The organism is Bradyrhizobium sp. KBS0727, assembly GCF_005937885.2.
Lineage (GTDB): Bacteria > Pseudomonadota > Alphaproteobacteria > Rhizobiales > Xanthobacteraceae > Bradyrhizobium.
Window position 1 is genome coordinate 3,065,848 of the sequence record NZ_CP042176.1, and the last position, 13,438, is coordinate 3,079,285.

Sequence of the window (13,438 nt, forward strand, 5' to 3'; positions counted from 1 at the left end):
ACAATTTAATCGGGACATCGCCCATGGCCGACATCGCACTCCAACCACGGATAGCCAAGCCGCAGATCCGCGAGGCCACGAGGTGGGACCAGATCAAGACCAACCGCAACTGGCTCGGCTTCTGGTTCATGTTGCCGGCGATGGGATTCCTGGTTTTCTTCCTGGCCTATCCGCTGGGACTGGGCATCTGGATTTCGTTCACGGACGCCAAGATCGGGCGGCCCGGTGAGTTCATCGGCGTCGAGAACTACCAATGGCTCTGGGATGACTCGATCTTCTGGCTCTCGGTGTTCAACACGCTGCTCTACACCTTCATTGCGAGTGCGATTAAGTTTGCTATCGGTCTCTATCTTGCGCTGCTGTTGAACGAGAACATGCCGTTCAAGGCGATGCTGCGGGCGATGATACTGATCCCCTTCATCGTCCCCACCGTGCTGTCGGCGCTGGCCTTCTGGTGGATTTTCGATTCGCAGTTCTCGATCATCTCATGGTCGCTGAAGCATATGGGGCTGATCACCCAGAACATCAATTTTCTCGGCGACTCGACCTGGGCCCGCGTTTGCGTGATCTTCGCCAATATCTGGCGCGGCGTTCCCTTTGTTGCGATCACGCTGCTGGCCGGCCTGCAGACCGTGCAGCCCTCGCTGTATGAGGCCGCGACGCTGGACGGCGCCAGCAGGTGGGAATTGTTCCGCTACATCACCTATCCGTTGCTGACCCCGATCATCGCAGTCGTGATGACGTTCTCAGTGCTGTTCACCTTCACCGATTTCCAGCTGATCTGGGCGATGACGCGGGGCGGTCCGGTCAACGCCACGCATCTGATGGCGACCCTGTCGTACCAGCGCGCGATCATCGCGGGTCAGTTGGGCGAGGGGGCCGCAATCTCCAGCGCAATGATCCCGTTCCTTTTGGCCGCGATCATGGTGTCATGGTTTGGGCTGCAGCGCCGCAAGTGGCAGCAGGGTGAAAGCAATGACTGATCTTCCGACCTCGCGGATCGATCTCAAGGCTGTGCTCTCAGGCTCTTCGCCGACGGTCGCGAAGGACGATCACAGCGAGGGCATGAGCTATCTGCAATCGGTGCCGCGCCGGATCGTGACGCTGTATCTGCCGCTGTCGATCATTGTGTTCGTCCTGCTGTTTCCATTTTACTGGATGGGATTGACCGCGATCAAACCGGACGAGCAACTGATCGATCTCGAAACATACAGCCCGTTCTGGACCTGGAATCCGACTTTCAAGCACATCCACAAGCTGCTGTTCGAGAGCTATTATCCGCACTGGCTCTGGAACACGATGTATGTCGCGGTCTGTGCCACCGTTCTCTCGATCGTCGCCAGCGTGCTCGCGGCCTATGCCATCGTGCGGCTGCGCTACAAGGGCGCCCATTGGGTCGGCGGTCTGATCTTCCTGTCCTATCTGGTGCCGCCCTCGATCCTGTTCATTCCGCTCGCCACCGTTGTGTTCCAGTACGGCCTGTTCGACTCGCCGATGGCGCTGATCCTGACCTATCCGACCATCCTGATTCCGTTCTCGACCTGGCTGCTGATGGGCTACTTCAAGACCATCCCGTTCGAACTGGAGGAATGTGCGCTGATTGACGGTGCCAGCCGCTGGCAGATTCTGATCAAGATCGTGCTGCCGCTGGCGATCCCCGGTCTGATCTCGGCGTTCATCTTCTGCTTCACGTTGTGCTGGAACGAGTTCATCTACGCGCTGACCTTCCTGCAATCGACCTCCAACAAGACGGTGCCGGTTGCGATCGTCAACGAATTCGTCGACGGCGACGTCTATCGCTGGGGTTCGCTGATGGCGGGCGCGCTGGCGGGCTCGCTGCCGCTGGTTATCCTTTACGCCTTCTTCGTCGAACATTATGTGTCGGCGATGACGGGAGCGGTGAAGGAGTGAGCGCCAGGGCCCAAGTCTAACCAAGTCTAATAAGAACGTTCAAAAAGGAGACGGGTCTTGCACATTCTGATTCTCGGTGCCGCCGGCATGGTCGGCCGCAAATTGACCGAACGGCTGCTGCGCGACGGCCGCCTGGGCAAGCACGATATCACCCGCATGACCTTGCAGGACGTGGTGGCTCCCACCAAGCCCGCCAACGCATCGATCCCGATCACGGTGGTGGCCTCCGATTTCGCCGATGCCGGCGCCGCGACGCCGCTGATCGCGCACCGGCCGGATGTGATCTTCCATCTCGCCGCGATCGTCTCGGGCGAAGCCGAAGCCGAATTCGACAAGGGCTATCGCATCAACCTCGACGGCACGCGCTATCTGATCGATGCCATCCGCGCCGTCGGCGCCGGCTACAAGCCGCGGCTGGTGTTCACGTCCTCGATCGCGGTGTTCGGCGCGCCGTTCCCGGAAAAGATCGGCGACGAATTCTTCCATACGCCGCTGACGAGCTACGGCACGCAGAAGTCGATCTGCGAACTCCTGATCAACGACTATACCCGTAAGGGCCTGCTCGACGGCATCAGCATCCGCCTGCCGACGATCTGCGTGCGGCCGGGCAAGCCGAACAAGGCGGCCTCGGGTTTCTTCTCCAACATCATCCGCGAGCCGCTGGCGGGCGAGGAGGCGCTGCTGCCGGTCTCCGACGACGTACGGCACTGGCACGCCTCGCCGAAATCGGCGGTCGGCTTTCTGGTTCACGCCGGTACCATGGACCTCAACGCCATGGGCGCACGCCGTAACCTCAGCATGCCCGGGATGTCGGTGACGGTTGGCGAACAGATCGCAGCCCTCGATCGCGTCGCCGGCAAGAACGTCACCGCGCGCATCAAGCGGGTCCCGGATCCGACCATCATCGGCATCGTCAGCGGCTGGCCGCGCGATTTCGTCACCGATCGCGCGCTCAAGCTCGGCTTCACCACCGCCGAAAAGACCTTTGACGATATCATCCGGATTCACATCGAGGATGAACTCGGCGGCAAGTTCGCGGCCTGACGTGACGTCACGGCTGTTCTCGCAGGTGCGGTCATGACCAAAGTAGCCTGCATCGGCGAATGTATGGTCGAGTTGAAACAGGCCGGCAGCGGCCTGTTTTCACGGGGTTATGGCGGCGACACGCTCAATACCGCGGTCTATCTCGCCCGGCTCGGCGCCGGCGTCGATTACATCACCGCGCTCGGCGACGATCCTCTCAGCGACGAGATGATCGCCGGCTGGGCGGCGGAAGGCGTCGGCACGACACGGGTGTTGCGGCTACGCGGCAAACTGCCGGGCCTCTACCTGATCGAGACCGACGTGAACGGGGAACGGCGGTTCTTCCACTGGCGCGAGAGTGCGGCCGCGCGCAGCCTGATGGATCTGCCGGAAACCCCTGACGTCCTGAATTCGCTGGCGAGCTACGACGTCGTTTATCTCTCGGCGATCACGCTGTCGCTGTACGGCGAAGAGGGACGAGGGCGCCTGTTCACGGCGCTGCAACGCGCGCGTGAAGCCGGCGCGCGGTTTGCCTTCGACACCAATTTCCGCGCCCGCGGCTGGCCCGATCTCGACCTCGCGCGCCGCGTCTTTCGGCATGCGTTTGAGATCGCCGATATCGTGCTCGCCTCGACCGAGGACCTGCTGCCGCTCTATCCCGGTGAAAACCATGACGCCCTGCTGGCGCGCATTCCCGGCGGGGAGGTGGTGCTGAAGCTTTCCGAACCCGCAAGCATCCTGCGGATCGCAGGTGTGCTGCACCAGATCAGGGCCGAGCCGGTGACCGCGCCCGTGGTCGACACCACGGCGGCGGGTGACAGTTTTGCGGCGGCCTATGCCGCCGCCCGTCTGGCGGGCGCCGGTCCGCTGGATGCTGCCCGCGCCGGACACCGTCTGGCCGGCGTTGTGGTATGCCATCCCGGTGCCATCATCCCGAAGACGGCGATGCCGGCGGAATTGATTTCAGGACTCACCAGGGCTTCCCCATGACCGCAGCATCCAGGCAGCAAAAACTCGCCGATCTCTTCAAGGCGGCGACCGTGATCCCGGTGCTCACCATCGAGCGGCGAGAGGATGCCGTGCCGCTGGCCAAGGCGCTGGTTGCCGGAGGCGTCCGCGTCCTCGAAGTCACCTTGCGGACGCCGGTCGCGATCGAGGCGGCCAAAGCCATGATTGCGGAGGTGCCGGACGCCATCGTCGGCATCGGCACGATCCTGAACGCCGACGATCTGGAGCGGGCCAAAGCACTCGGCGCTAGATTCGGTATCAGCCCAGGCGGCACGCCGGACCTTTTGAAGGCCGCAGCCGCAGGCGACTTGCCGTTCGCGCCGGGGATCGCGACCGCCTCTGAGCTGATGCAGGCGTTGGCGCACGGTCTCGACATCGTCAAATTCTTCCCGGCCGAGCAGTCCGGTGGTATCAAGGCACTGCGGGCGCTGGCGGGGCCGTTTCCGAACGTTCGGGTCTGCCCGACCGGCGGCATCGGCGAGGCCAATGCGGCGGCCTGGCTGGCCGAACCCAATGTGCTGGCGGTCGGCGGTTCCTGGCTGTGCCCGCCGGCGGATGTCCGCTCCGGCAACTGGGCTGGCATTTCAGCCATGTGCGCGCGGGCCATGAAATTGCTGAAACCGGCGTGAAGTCTTTTGGCCGATAGGCTACAAAGCCGTCCGAAACAGTTTGAAGGGAGAACGACCATGACTGCCAGCATCGTGGGATGGGCGCACACGCCATTCGGCAAGTTCGACGCGGAAACCGTCGAAAGCCTCGTGGTGAAGGTTGCGACCGAAGCGCTGGCGGACGCCGGCATTTCCGCAGCCGATGTCGACGAAATCGTACTCGGGCATTTCAACGCCGGCTTCTCGCCGCAGGATTTTACCGCCTCGCTGGTGCTACAGGCCGATCCGGCGCTGCGCTTCAAGCCGACCACGCGGGTCGAGAACGCCTGCGCCACCGGTTCGGCCGCCGTGCATCAGGGCATCCGGGCGATTGCGGCCGGGGCCGCCAAGATCGTGCTGGTGGTCGGCGTCGAGCAGATGACGCGGACGCCGGCAGCGGAGATCGGGCGCAACCTCTTGAAGGCGTCCTATCTGCCAGAGGATGGCGACACCGTCGGCGGTTTCGCCGGCGTGTTCGGCAAGATCGCGCAGAGCTATTTCCAGAAATATGGCGACCAGTCCGATGCGCTGGCGATGATCGCGGCCAAGAACCACAAGAACGGCGTCGCCAACCCCTATGCGCAGATGCGCAAGGACTTTGGTTACGAGTTCTGCCGCGCCGAAAGCGAAAAGAACCCGTTCGTGGCCGGTCCGCTGAAGCGTACCGATTGTTCGCTGGTATCGGACGGCGCGGCGGCGCTGGTTCTGACGGACGCCGAAACGGCGAAAACGATGGGCAAGGCGGTGAACATCCGCGCCACCGCGCACGCGCAGGATTTCCTGCCGATGTCGAAGCGCGACATCCTGCAGTTCGAAGGCTGCACGGTCGCCTGGCAGCGCGCGCTGGCGCAGGCTGGCGTGACGCTTTCCGATCTGTCGTTCGTCGAAACCCACGACTGCTTCACCGTCGCCGAACTGATCGAGTACGAAGCGATGGGCCTGACGCCGCGCGGGCAGGGCGCGCGCGCCATCAAGGAAGGCTGGACTCAGAAGGACGGCAAGCTGCCGGTCAATCCGTCCGGCGGATTGAAGGCCAAGGGCCACCCGATCGGCGCCACCGGCGTTTCCATGCACGTGATGAGCGCGATGCAACTCGTCGGCCAGGCGCCCGAGGGCATGCAGCTCAAGAACACCAAGCTTGCCGGCATCTTCAACATGGGCGGTGCTGCGGTGGCGAATTACGTCTCCGTGCTGGAACCCGCGAAGTAACCGGCGGTTTGGATAGGGTGGGCAAAGGCACGCTTGCGCCGTGCCCACCTTGCGGTCTGGCAAGTTCCTGGAGGACGCTTCATGAGCAACGAAAGCTCGCTCTCACTGTCCGAACTCAGCGACCGGATTGCAATCCTTCAGGACAACATCAGGCAGCTTGTCGAACAGGCCGCCGGTGTTTCAGGCGAACGAAGCGAAGAGCGTGTCGCTGACCGCATCAGTCAGCAGAATGAAGAGCTCGAAAGGCTGATCAAAGAGCGCGACGCCAGGTTGAAGAAGTAGCGACGAGGTCCGTAGGGTGGGCAAAGGCGTACTTGCGTCGTGCCCACCACCTTCGCGTGTGTCGCGGCATGGTGGGCACGCTGCGCTTTGCCCACCCTACGAATCTTCAACGCATACGCCCATACGCGGGGCGCCCTTGATCTTCCCGGAAACCTCCCGTTACTAGACCGGAACGACAACATCCGGGAGCGAATGGGACCATGGGACCGTTAGAGGGCATCAAGGTCATCGACATGACGACCGTGCTGATGGGGCCCTATGCCACCCAGATGCTCGGCGATTACGGTGCCGACGTCATCAAGGTGGAATCGCTCGATGGCGACGTGACGCGGCAGATCGGTCCGACCCGCCATCCCGGCATGGGACCGGTGTTCCTCAATACCAACCGCAGCAAGCGATCGATCTGCCTCGACCTGAAGAAGCCGGCCGGACGCGACGCCGTGCTGCGGCTGATCAAAACCGCCGACGTGCTGGTCTACAATGTGCGCCCGCAGGCGATGGCGCGGCTGCAACTCGGCTACGACGTGGTGTCGAAAATCAACCCGCGGCTGATCTATGCCGGCGTGTTCGGTTTCGGACAGGACGGACCCTATGCGGCAAAACCCGCCTATGACGACCTGATCCAGGGCGCTACCGCGCTGCCGGCGCTGATGGCGCAGACCTCGGACGGCGTACCGCGTTATGTCCCCAATGCGCTGGTCGACCGCATCGTCGGTCTCACGGCAGTTGGCGCGATCTGCGCCAGTCTGGTCGATCGCGACCGCACCGGCCGCGGCCAGCGCGTCGACATCCCGATGTTCGAGACCATGGCCGGTTTCGTGATGGGCGACCACATGGGCGGACTGACCTACGATCCGCCGCTCGACAAGGGCGGTTATGCGCGGCATCTGTCGCCGGACCGGCGGCCCTACAAGACTTCCGACGGCTACATCTGCGTGATCGTCTATAACGACAAGCAGTGGCAGAACTTCTTCGCTGCGACGGGCCGCGAGGATCTCAGGACCGACCCGAAATTTGCAACCTTTGCCGGCCGCGCCGTCAACATCGATATCGTCTATGCGGAACTGGCGCGCATTCTGGAAACCAAAACCACCGCCGAGTGGAGCGACATCCTCGAGAAGGCGGATGTGCCGGTCATGCCGATGCACGATCTCGAAACCCTGCTGCAAGACCCGCACATCGTCGCCACCGATTTCTTTCCCGTGATCGACCATCCGACCGAGGGGCGTATTCGCAACATGAGGCCCTCGGCGCGGTTTTCGGAAACGCCGGTGGAGACCAAACGGCTGGCGCCGCGCCTCAGCGAGAACAGCGCGGAAATCTTGCGGGAAGCCGGCTTCACGCCCGAGGAAATCACCGCACTGGTGCGCGACGGCGTCACCAAAGCCATACCCAACACATAGGACAAGTCAGATGGATTTCGCGCTTTCGGCCAACCAGGAATCGATCCGTGATGCGGTCGGCAAAATCTGTTCGCGGTTTGACGATGCCTATTGGCTGAAGAAGGACAAGGAGGGCGGCTATCCCGCGGACTTCCACCGCGCACTGGCCGACGCCGGCTGGCTCGGCATCTGCATCCCCGAGGAATACGGTGGTTCCGGCCTCGGCATCACCGACGCCGCGATCATGATGCGGACGATCGCGCAGTCCGGCGCCGGCATGTCAGGCGCCTCCGCCGTGCACATGAACGTGTTCGGACTCAATCCGGTGGTGGTGTTCGGCACCAAGGAACAATGCACGCGCATGCTGCCGCCGATCATCGACGGCCGCGACAAATCCTGCTTCGCGGTGACCGAGCCCAATACCGGGCTCAACACCACGCAGTTGAAGACCCGTGCCGTGCGCAAGGGCGACAAATATATCGTCAACGGCCAGAAGGTGTGGATTTCCACCGCCCAGGTCGCCAACAAGATCTTGCTGCTGGCGCGCACCACGTCGCTGGAAGAGGTGAAGACCCCGACGCAGGGGTTGAGCCTGTTTTACACCGACTTCGACAAGAAGCGCGTCACCGTGCACGAGATCGAGAAGATGGGCCGCAAGCCTGTCGATTCCAACGAGCTGTTCTTCGAGAATTTCGAGATCCCGGTCGAGGATCGGCTCGGCGAGGAAGGTCGCGGTTTCGAATACATCCTGCACGGCATGAATCCGGAGCGCATCCTGATCGCGGCCGAAGCGGTCGGCCTCGGCCAGATCGCGCTGTCGCGCGCCTCGGCCTATGCCAAGAACCGTATCGTGTTCAACCGCCCGATCGGCATGAATCAAGGCATCCAGCATCCGCTGGCAAAAAACTGGATGGAGCTCGAAGCCGCCTGGCTGATGGTGCTCTCGGCCGGCTGGCAATACGACCAGGGCATGCCCTGCGGACCGGCGGCCAATGCCGCGAAATATCTCGCCGCCGAGGCCGGCTTCCACGCCTGCGAGCAGGCGGTCATGACCCATGGCGGTTTTGGTTACGCCAAGGAATATCACGTCGAGCGTTACCTGCGCGAATCCCTGATCCCGCGCATCGCGCCGATCAGCCCGCAACTCATTCTCAGCTTCATTGCCGAGCGGGTGCTGGGCTTGCCGAAGTCGTACTAGGAAGATGTATCGACCATGAGCTTCATCACCGGCGTCGGGCTGACGTCCTATGGCAAGCACGAAGGCTCGTCTTCGCTCGATCTCATGAGCAAGGCGGCCGAGCTCGCGATTGCCGATGCCGGGCTGAAGCGATCCGAGATCGACGGCATCCTGTGCGGCTATTCGACGGTGTCGCGGCACATCATGCTGGCGACCGTGTTCGCCGAGCATTTCGGCATTCAGCCGTCCTACGCGCACGCCGTACAGGTCGGCGGCGCTACCGGGCTCGCGATGACCATGCTGGCGCATCAGCTGGTCGATGCAGGCGTGGCGAAGCATGTGCTGGTGGTCGGCGGTGAGAACCGTCTTACCGGCCAGAGCCGCGACGCCTCGATCCAGGCGCTTGCGCAGGTCGGTCACCCCGAATACGAGGTGACGCTGGGACCGACGATCCCCGCTTACTATGGCCTCGTCGCGTCCCGCTACATGCACGAATATGGCGTAACGCAAGAAGATCTCGCCGAATTCGCGGTGCTGATGCGGTCCCACGCCGTGACCCATCCCGGCGCGCAATTCCACGAGGCGATCACGGTCGCCGACGTGATGGCTTCAAAGCCGGTGGCGATGCCGCTCAAGCTATTGGATTGCTGCCCGGTGTCGGACGGCGGTGCGGCGTTCGTGATCAGCCGCGAGCGCACCGGCACGACCGGCGTTCAGGTGCGTGGCTGTGCGCAGGCGCACACGCACCAGCACGTCACGGCGGCGCCGGCGTTGAGCGAACTCGGCGCCGAGATCGCGATCGCCAAGGCCAAGGCGGCCTCCGGACTTGCGATCTCCGACGTGCGCTACGCCGCGGTCTACGACAGTTTTACCATTACACTGGCGATGCTGCTGGAAGATCTTGGTCTGGCCAAGCGCGGCGAGGCGGCTTCACTGGTGCGGGCGGGGCACTTCAGCCGCGACGGCGCGATGCCGCTCAATACCCATGGCGGGCTCCTGAGCTACGGCCATTGCGGCGTCGGCGGCGCGATGGCGCATCTGGTCGAGACCCATTTGCAGATGACTGATCGAGCCGGCAACCGCCAGGTTCGCGACGCCTCGATCGCGCTGCTGCATGGCGACGGTGGCGTGCTGTCGTCGCATGTCAGCATGTTTTTGGAGCGGGTGCGATGAGCGACAAACTCGCCGACTGGACCAAGGGCGTGGAAGCCATCGTCTATCAATCCTGCGGCGCATGCGGGAAGGCGCAGTATTTCCACCGCAGCTTCTGCGCCGCTTGCGGTGCGCCGGGGCCGGCCGAGAAACGCGCCAGCGGGGCAGGGACGGTCTATGCGACGTCGCTGGTCTGCCGCGCGGCGACGCCGGAAACCCGGGCGCACGTCCCCTACAACATCGTGCTGATCGACACCGCCGAAGGCTTTCGCATGATGGCCCATGGCGACAACGATCTCGCCATCGGCGATGAAGTCACCGCGCGATATCAGTCGTTTGCAGGCAGGCTGGTGCCGTACTTCACGAGAGCGAAGTAGAAGGCAACGAAGCGATCCAGACCTACGCGGAACAGTTAAAGGTCTGGATTGCTTCGTTGCGTTCAGACTTGCGATAGCGGATATCACCGCCAGTAGAAGACAACGCCGGCGATGACGAGCATTGCCGTCACCGCCAGCGTCTGCGCGAGCGCTTCCGAGGCTGCCCTTTTGGTGGCTTCCTTCATGTCTAACTCCCTAGACTTGGGCACGACCTATCGTCGCGCGGACAACGCGCAAGCAACGGCCTTTGGTTTTTACTCGGAACACCCCACGACGAGTATTCGCTTTGATGAGTCCCCACTCAGCGAATATCGACCGTCTCAAAATCGACCAGCAATACGGCGGCAATTTGGCTCGCGCGTAGCCGGTTTGTGCGCGCGGGAAGGAGTTTTTTGGCGTCGCTTGAATGCTCAGAGTCCTGGTCTCAACCCCGGATTGCCGCGTTTCGGTGGGTTGATCCGTCCCTTGCTGCAGGGCATGATCCGGCCGCCAAAAATCAGAAAAACCTCAAGAAACCCAAGGTGAAGAATGGCCCGTATCGACTACAGCGATCCTGCGAAAGCCAGCGACCGCACCCGCGAAATTCTCGGCAAGAACCGCAATGCCAACATCTTCCGGATGATGGCGCATTCGCCGAGCTATTTCGAACAATATTGCCGGTTGGGCGGGGCGATCCGCAACAAGGGCGAACTGGATCCGATCGTGCGCGAACTCGCCATCACCCGCACCGGCATCCTTTGCGAGGCGCCGTACGAGATCGTCGCGCACAAGCGGATCGGCAAGAATGTCGGCGTCACCGACGAGCAGAACGAGGCGCTGGAGAACTGGCAGTCGGCCAAATGCTTCAATGAAGTGCAGCGCGCCGCGCTCGCCTTCACGGACGAGATCGTCAAGCTGCGCAAGCCGACCGACGCGACCTTCCACGCGATCGCGTCCAAGCTCACTCCAGGTGCGCTGGTCGAGCTGCAGCTTTCGGTCGGCTTCTACGTCATGACCTCCAAATTCCTGGAAACTTTCGCCATCGACATGCAGCCGGTGACGGAAGTGGTCTGAGCAGCCGGTGGACATCCGGCTGCTTTCGATTCCCGAGAAAACACGCTGACCTCATGAGCAATGGATGGGAGAGTTCGGCGCAGGCGTGGATCGACTCCATGGGCGAGCGCGGCGATTGGGCGCGGGAGCATGTGCTCGATCCGGTCATGCTCGGCCGTATCGGCGCCGGCCGGTTTTCCAACGCGCTCGATGTCGGCTGTGGCGAGGGCCGGTTCTGTAGAATGCTGAAGTCGGCCGGCGTGAGCCCGATCGGGATCGATCCGACCTCGCAACTGATCGAGACAGCCCGGCGGCACGACCCAGCCGGCGACTATCGATTCGGCCGCGCCGAACGCCTCGAATTTGATTCCGCCAGCTTCGATCTGGTGGTCAGCTATCTCACGCTGGTCGATATCGCCGATTTCAGTATCGCGATTGGTGAAATGGCGAGGGTGTTGAAGCCGGGCGGTTCGCTGCTGATCGCCAACCTCACCGGCTTCACCTCAGCCTGCGCGGCGCAGGGGTGGGTGAAGGATGCAGACGGCCGGCGGCTGCATTTTCCGGTCGACAACTATCTCGATGAATCTCCGTTCTGGCTGGAGTGGGCGGGAATACGCATCGAGAATTGGCACCGGCCGCTCGCGGCTTATATGGAAGCGCTCCTGAAGCACGGGTTGCAATTGACGTTCTTCGCCGAGCCTGAACCGGTCTCGGGCGAGGCGACGCGACGGAACGATTTTCGGCGCGTCCCATGGTTCGTCGTGATGGAATGGCGGCGTCCTGCCATTGCCTGATGCGAAACTCAGCGTCCCGGGCCGTATCGCCGCAGCGCCTCCAGGGTCAATCCCTTGCCGACCGCACCAAAGATGTCGCCTTCGACGATGCGGGCCGACGGCACCGCTTTGGTGATCGCCTTGCGGACGTGGGCGAGCTTGACCGAGCCGCCGGTCAGGAACACGGCGTCGATGTCACCGGCGGCGAGGCGCGCCTGGGTGAGGCAGTTCTTGATGCGGGCCGCGATGCGATCGGCCAATTGACTGGTGTGGCTGACGAGATCGGGGCGGCCAATGGCGGCGCCTAATCCGGGCGCCACCCATTCCAGCGGGATATCCGCCTGGCGCTCTTCGGACAACGCGATCTTGGCGTCCTCGACCTCCATCGCCAGCGTGTGGCCACGCTGTTCGTGAACCACGCGGATCAGCCGATCGAGCAGTTCCGGCTCGCTGGCCTCGTGCCGGACCTGACGGATGTCCGCGATCACGCGCGGCTCGTACATCCGGTTGATGCTCGACCAGGTGGCAAGGTCGTGGAAATAACTCGAGGGGACGTCGAGCCCGGCGCGCTTCATGGCGCTGCCGAAGCCGAACAGCGGCATCACCGCGCCGAGGCTGAGTTGACGGTCGAAATCGGTGCCGCCGATGCGGACGCCGTCATTGGCGAGAATGTCGGCGGCGCGGTTCACTTTGCCGTGGCGCTCCGGTCCCAGACGCACGATCGAAAAGTCTGATGTGCCGCCGCCGATGTCGGCGATCAGCGCCACTTCTTCCGAGCCGATCTGGCGCTCATATTCGAGTGCGGCCGCGATCGGTTCGAACTGAAAGGTGACCTCGTCGAAACCGATGCCACGGGCAATTCCGCGCAGGGTTTCCTCCGCCTTGCGGTCGGCGTCGGGGGCGTTGTCGACGAAGTGTACCGGCCGGCCGTGGACGACGTCACGGAGTTCGCGGCCCGTCGTCTGTTCGGCGCGGCGTTTCACCGCGCCGAGGTAATAGGCGATCACATCGCGAAAGCTGACCCGCTCGCGGCCCAACCGGGTGGTCTCGTCGATCAGCGAGGTTCCTAGCACCGATTTGAGGCTCCGCATCAGCCGGCCGGGAGCCCCTTCGACATAGGCATCCACGGCCCTGCGGCCGATCAGCACGGCGCCATCGGTCTCGTAGAAGATCGCGCTGGGAATCGTGCTCTCGCCATCCTCCAGCGCCACCAGGGCCGGCGCATGGCCTTCAATGGTGCCGAGCGTCGTGTTCGACGTTCCGAAATCTAGGCCGCAGATGGACATGGGAGCTCCAGGAGGAGCGTCCGTTTACACATTACGGCGCCATCGATCCACCTTTATCTCGTCGTGTCATGGCAGCCCGTTGTTATTGCCTGCCAAATCGCTGCCTATGTCCATCCACAGATCAATTTGTTTGGTGTGACGCCTTGATGAAATAATCGGCGATGGTCCATAAGCGGCAT

General features: G+C 62.9%; 14 protein-coding genes. 13 read left to right on the forward strand and 1 reads right to left on the reverse strand.

Annotated features, from left to right (window positions below):
- Positions 1 to 23: 23 nt before the first annotated feature.
- The 13 genes from FFI89_RS13970 (at position 24) to FFI89_RS14030 (ending at position 11,994) form a co-directional block, all read left to right on the forward strand.
- The gene (locus FFI89_RS13970; RefSeq protein WP_138837417.1) at positions 24 to 983 is read left to right on the forward strand and encodes a carbohydrate ABC transporter permease; all 960 of its coding nucleotides are present in this window, start codon (positions 24 to 26) and stop codon (positions 981 to 983) included.
- Entirely contained in the window at positions 976 to 1,911 is a 936-nt protein-coding gene (locus tag FFI89_RS13975; RefSeq protein WP_138837419.1) for a carbohydrate ABC transporter permease, read from the forward strand. Before FFI89_RS13970 ends, FFI89_RS13975 begins: the two co-directional genes overlap by 8 nt.
- Positions 1,912 to 1,968: 57 nt before the next feature.
- The gene (gene denD, locus FFI89_RS13980) at positions 1,969 to 2,955 is read left to right on the forward strand and encodes a D-erythronate dehydrogenase (RefSeq protein ID WP_138837421.1); all 987 of its coding nucleotides are present in this window, start codon (positions 1,969 to 1,971) and stop codon (positions 2,953 to 2,955) included.
- 33 nt (positions 2,956 to 2,988) lie between these two features.
- Positions 2,989 to 3,924, forward strand: a complete 936-nt coding sequence (locus tag FFI89_RS13985) for a sugar kinase (RefSeq protein WP_138837423.1) — start codon at positions 2,989 to 2,991, stop codon at positions 3,922 to 3,924.
- Positions 3,921 to 4,571, forward strand: a complete 651-nt coding sequence (eda, locus tag FFI89_RS13990; RefSeq protein ID WP_138837425.1) for a bifunctional 4-hydroxy-2-oxoglutarate aldolase/2-dehydro-3-deoxy-phosphogluconate aldolase — start codon at positions 3,921 to 3,923, stop codon at positions 4,569 to 4,571. Before FFI89_RS13985 ends, eda begins: the two co-directional genes overlap by 4 nt.
- A gap of 57 nt (positions 4,572 to 4,628) precedes the next feature.
- On the forward strand, positions 4,629 to 5,798 hold the full coding sequence (locus tag FFI89_RS13995; protein ID WP_138837427.1) for an acetyl-CoA acetyltransferase: 1,170 nt from the start codon (positions 4,629 to 4,631) through the stop codon (positions 5,796 to 5,798).
- Positions 5,799 to 5,879: 81 nt separating this feature from the next.
- On the forward strand, positions 5,880 to 6,080 hold the full coding sequence (locus tag FFI89_RS14000; RefSeq protein ID WP_138837429.1) for a hypothetical protein: 201 nt from the start codon (positions 5,880 to 5,882) through the stop codon (positions 6,078 to 6,080).
- A gap of 200 nt (positions 6,081 to 6,280) precedes the next feature.
- Positions 6,281 to 7,483, forward strand: coding sequence for a CaiB/BaiF CoA-transferase family protein (locus FFI89_RS14005; protein ID WP_138837431.1), 1,203 nt, complete (start codon positions 6,281 to 6,283; stop codon positions 7,481 to 7,483).
- A 10-nt stretch (positions 7,484 to 7,493) separates the two neighbouring features.
- Positions 7,494 to 8,660: an acyl-CoA dehydrogenase family protein gene (locus tag FFI89_RS14010; protein ID WP_138837433.1), complete on the forward strand. Its 1,167-nt coding sequence runs from the start codon at positions 7,494 to 7,496 to the stop codon at positions 8,658 to 8,660.
- Positions 8,661 to 8,675: 15 nt separating this feature from the next.
- Positions 8,676 to 9,812: a thiolase family protein gene (locus FFI89_RS14015; protein ID WP_138837435.1), complete on the forward strand. Its 1,137-nt coding sequence runs from the start codon at positions 8,676 to 8,678 to the stop codon at positions 9,810 to 9,812.
- Positions 9,809 to 10,168, forward strand: a complete 360-nt coding sequence (locus FFI89_RS14020; RefSeq protein WP_138837437.1) for a Zn-ribbon domain-containing OB-fold protein — start codon at positions 9,809 to 9,811, stop codon at positions 10,166 to 10,168. Before FFI89_RS14015 ends, FFI89_RS14020 begins: the two co-directional genes overlap by 4 nt.
- Positions 10,169 to 10,696: 528 nt before the next feature.
- On the forward strand, positions 10,697 to 11,221 hold the full coding sequence (locus FFI89_RS14025) for a carboxymuconolactone decarboxylase family protein (protein WP_138837439.1): 525 nt from the start codon (positions 10,697 to 10,699) through the stop codon (positions 11,219 to 11,221).
- Between the two features lie 53 nt (positions 11,222 to 11,274).
- Positions 11,275 to 11,994 (forward strand): class I SAM-dependent methyltransferase, encoded by a 720-nt coding sequence (locus FFI89_RS14030; protein WP_138837441.1) that lies wholly within the window; start codon positions 11,275 to 11,277, stop codon positions 11,992 to 11,994.
- Positions 11,995 to 12,002: 8 nt separating this feature from the next.
- Here FFI89_RS14030 and FFI89_RS14035 read toward each other — a convergent pair whose 3' ends face one another.
- Positions 12,003 to 13,259 (reverse strand): Hsp70 family protein, encoded by a 1,257-nt coding sequence (locus FFI89_RS14035; protein ID WP_138837443.1) that lies wholly within the window; start codon positions 13,257 to 13,259, stop codon positions 12,003 to 12,005.
- Positions 13,260 to 13,438: the final 179 nt, after the last annotated feature.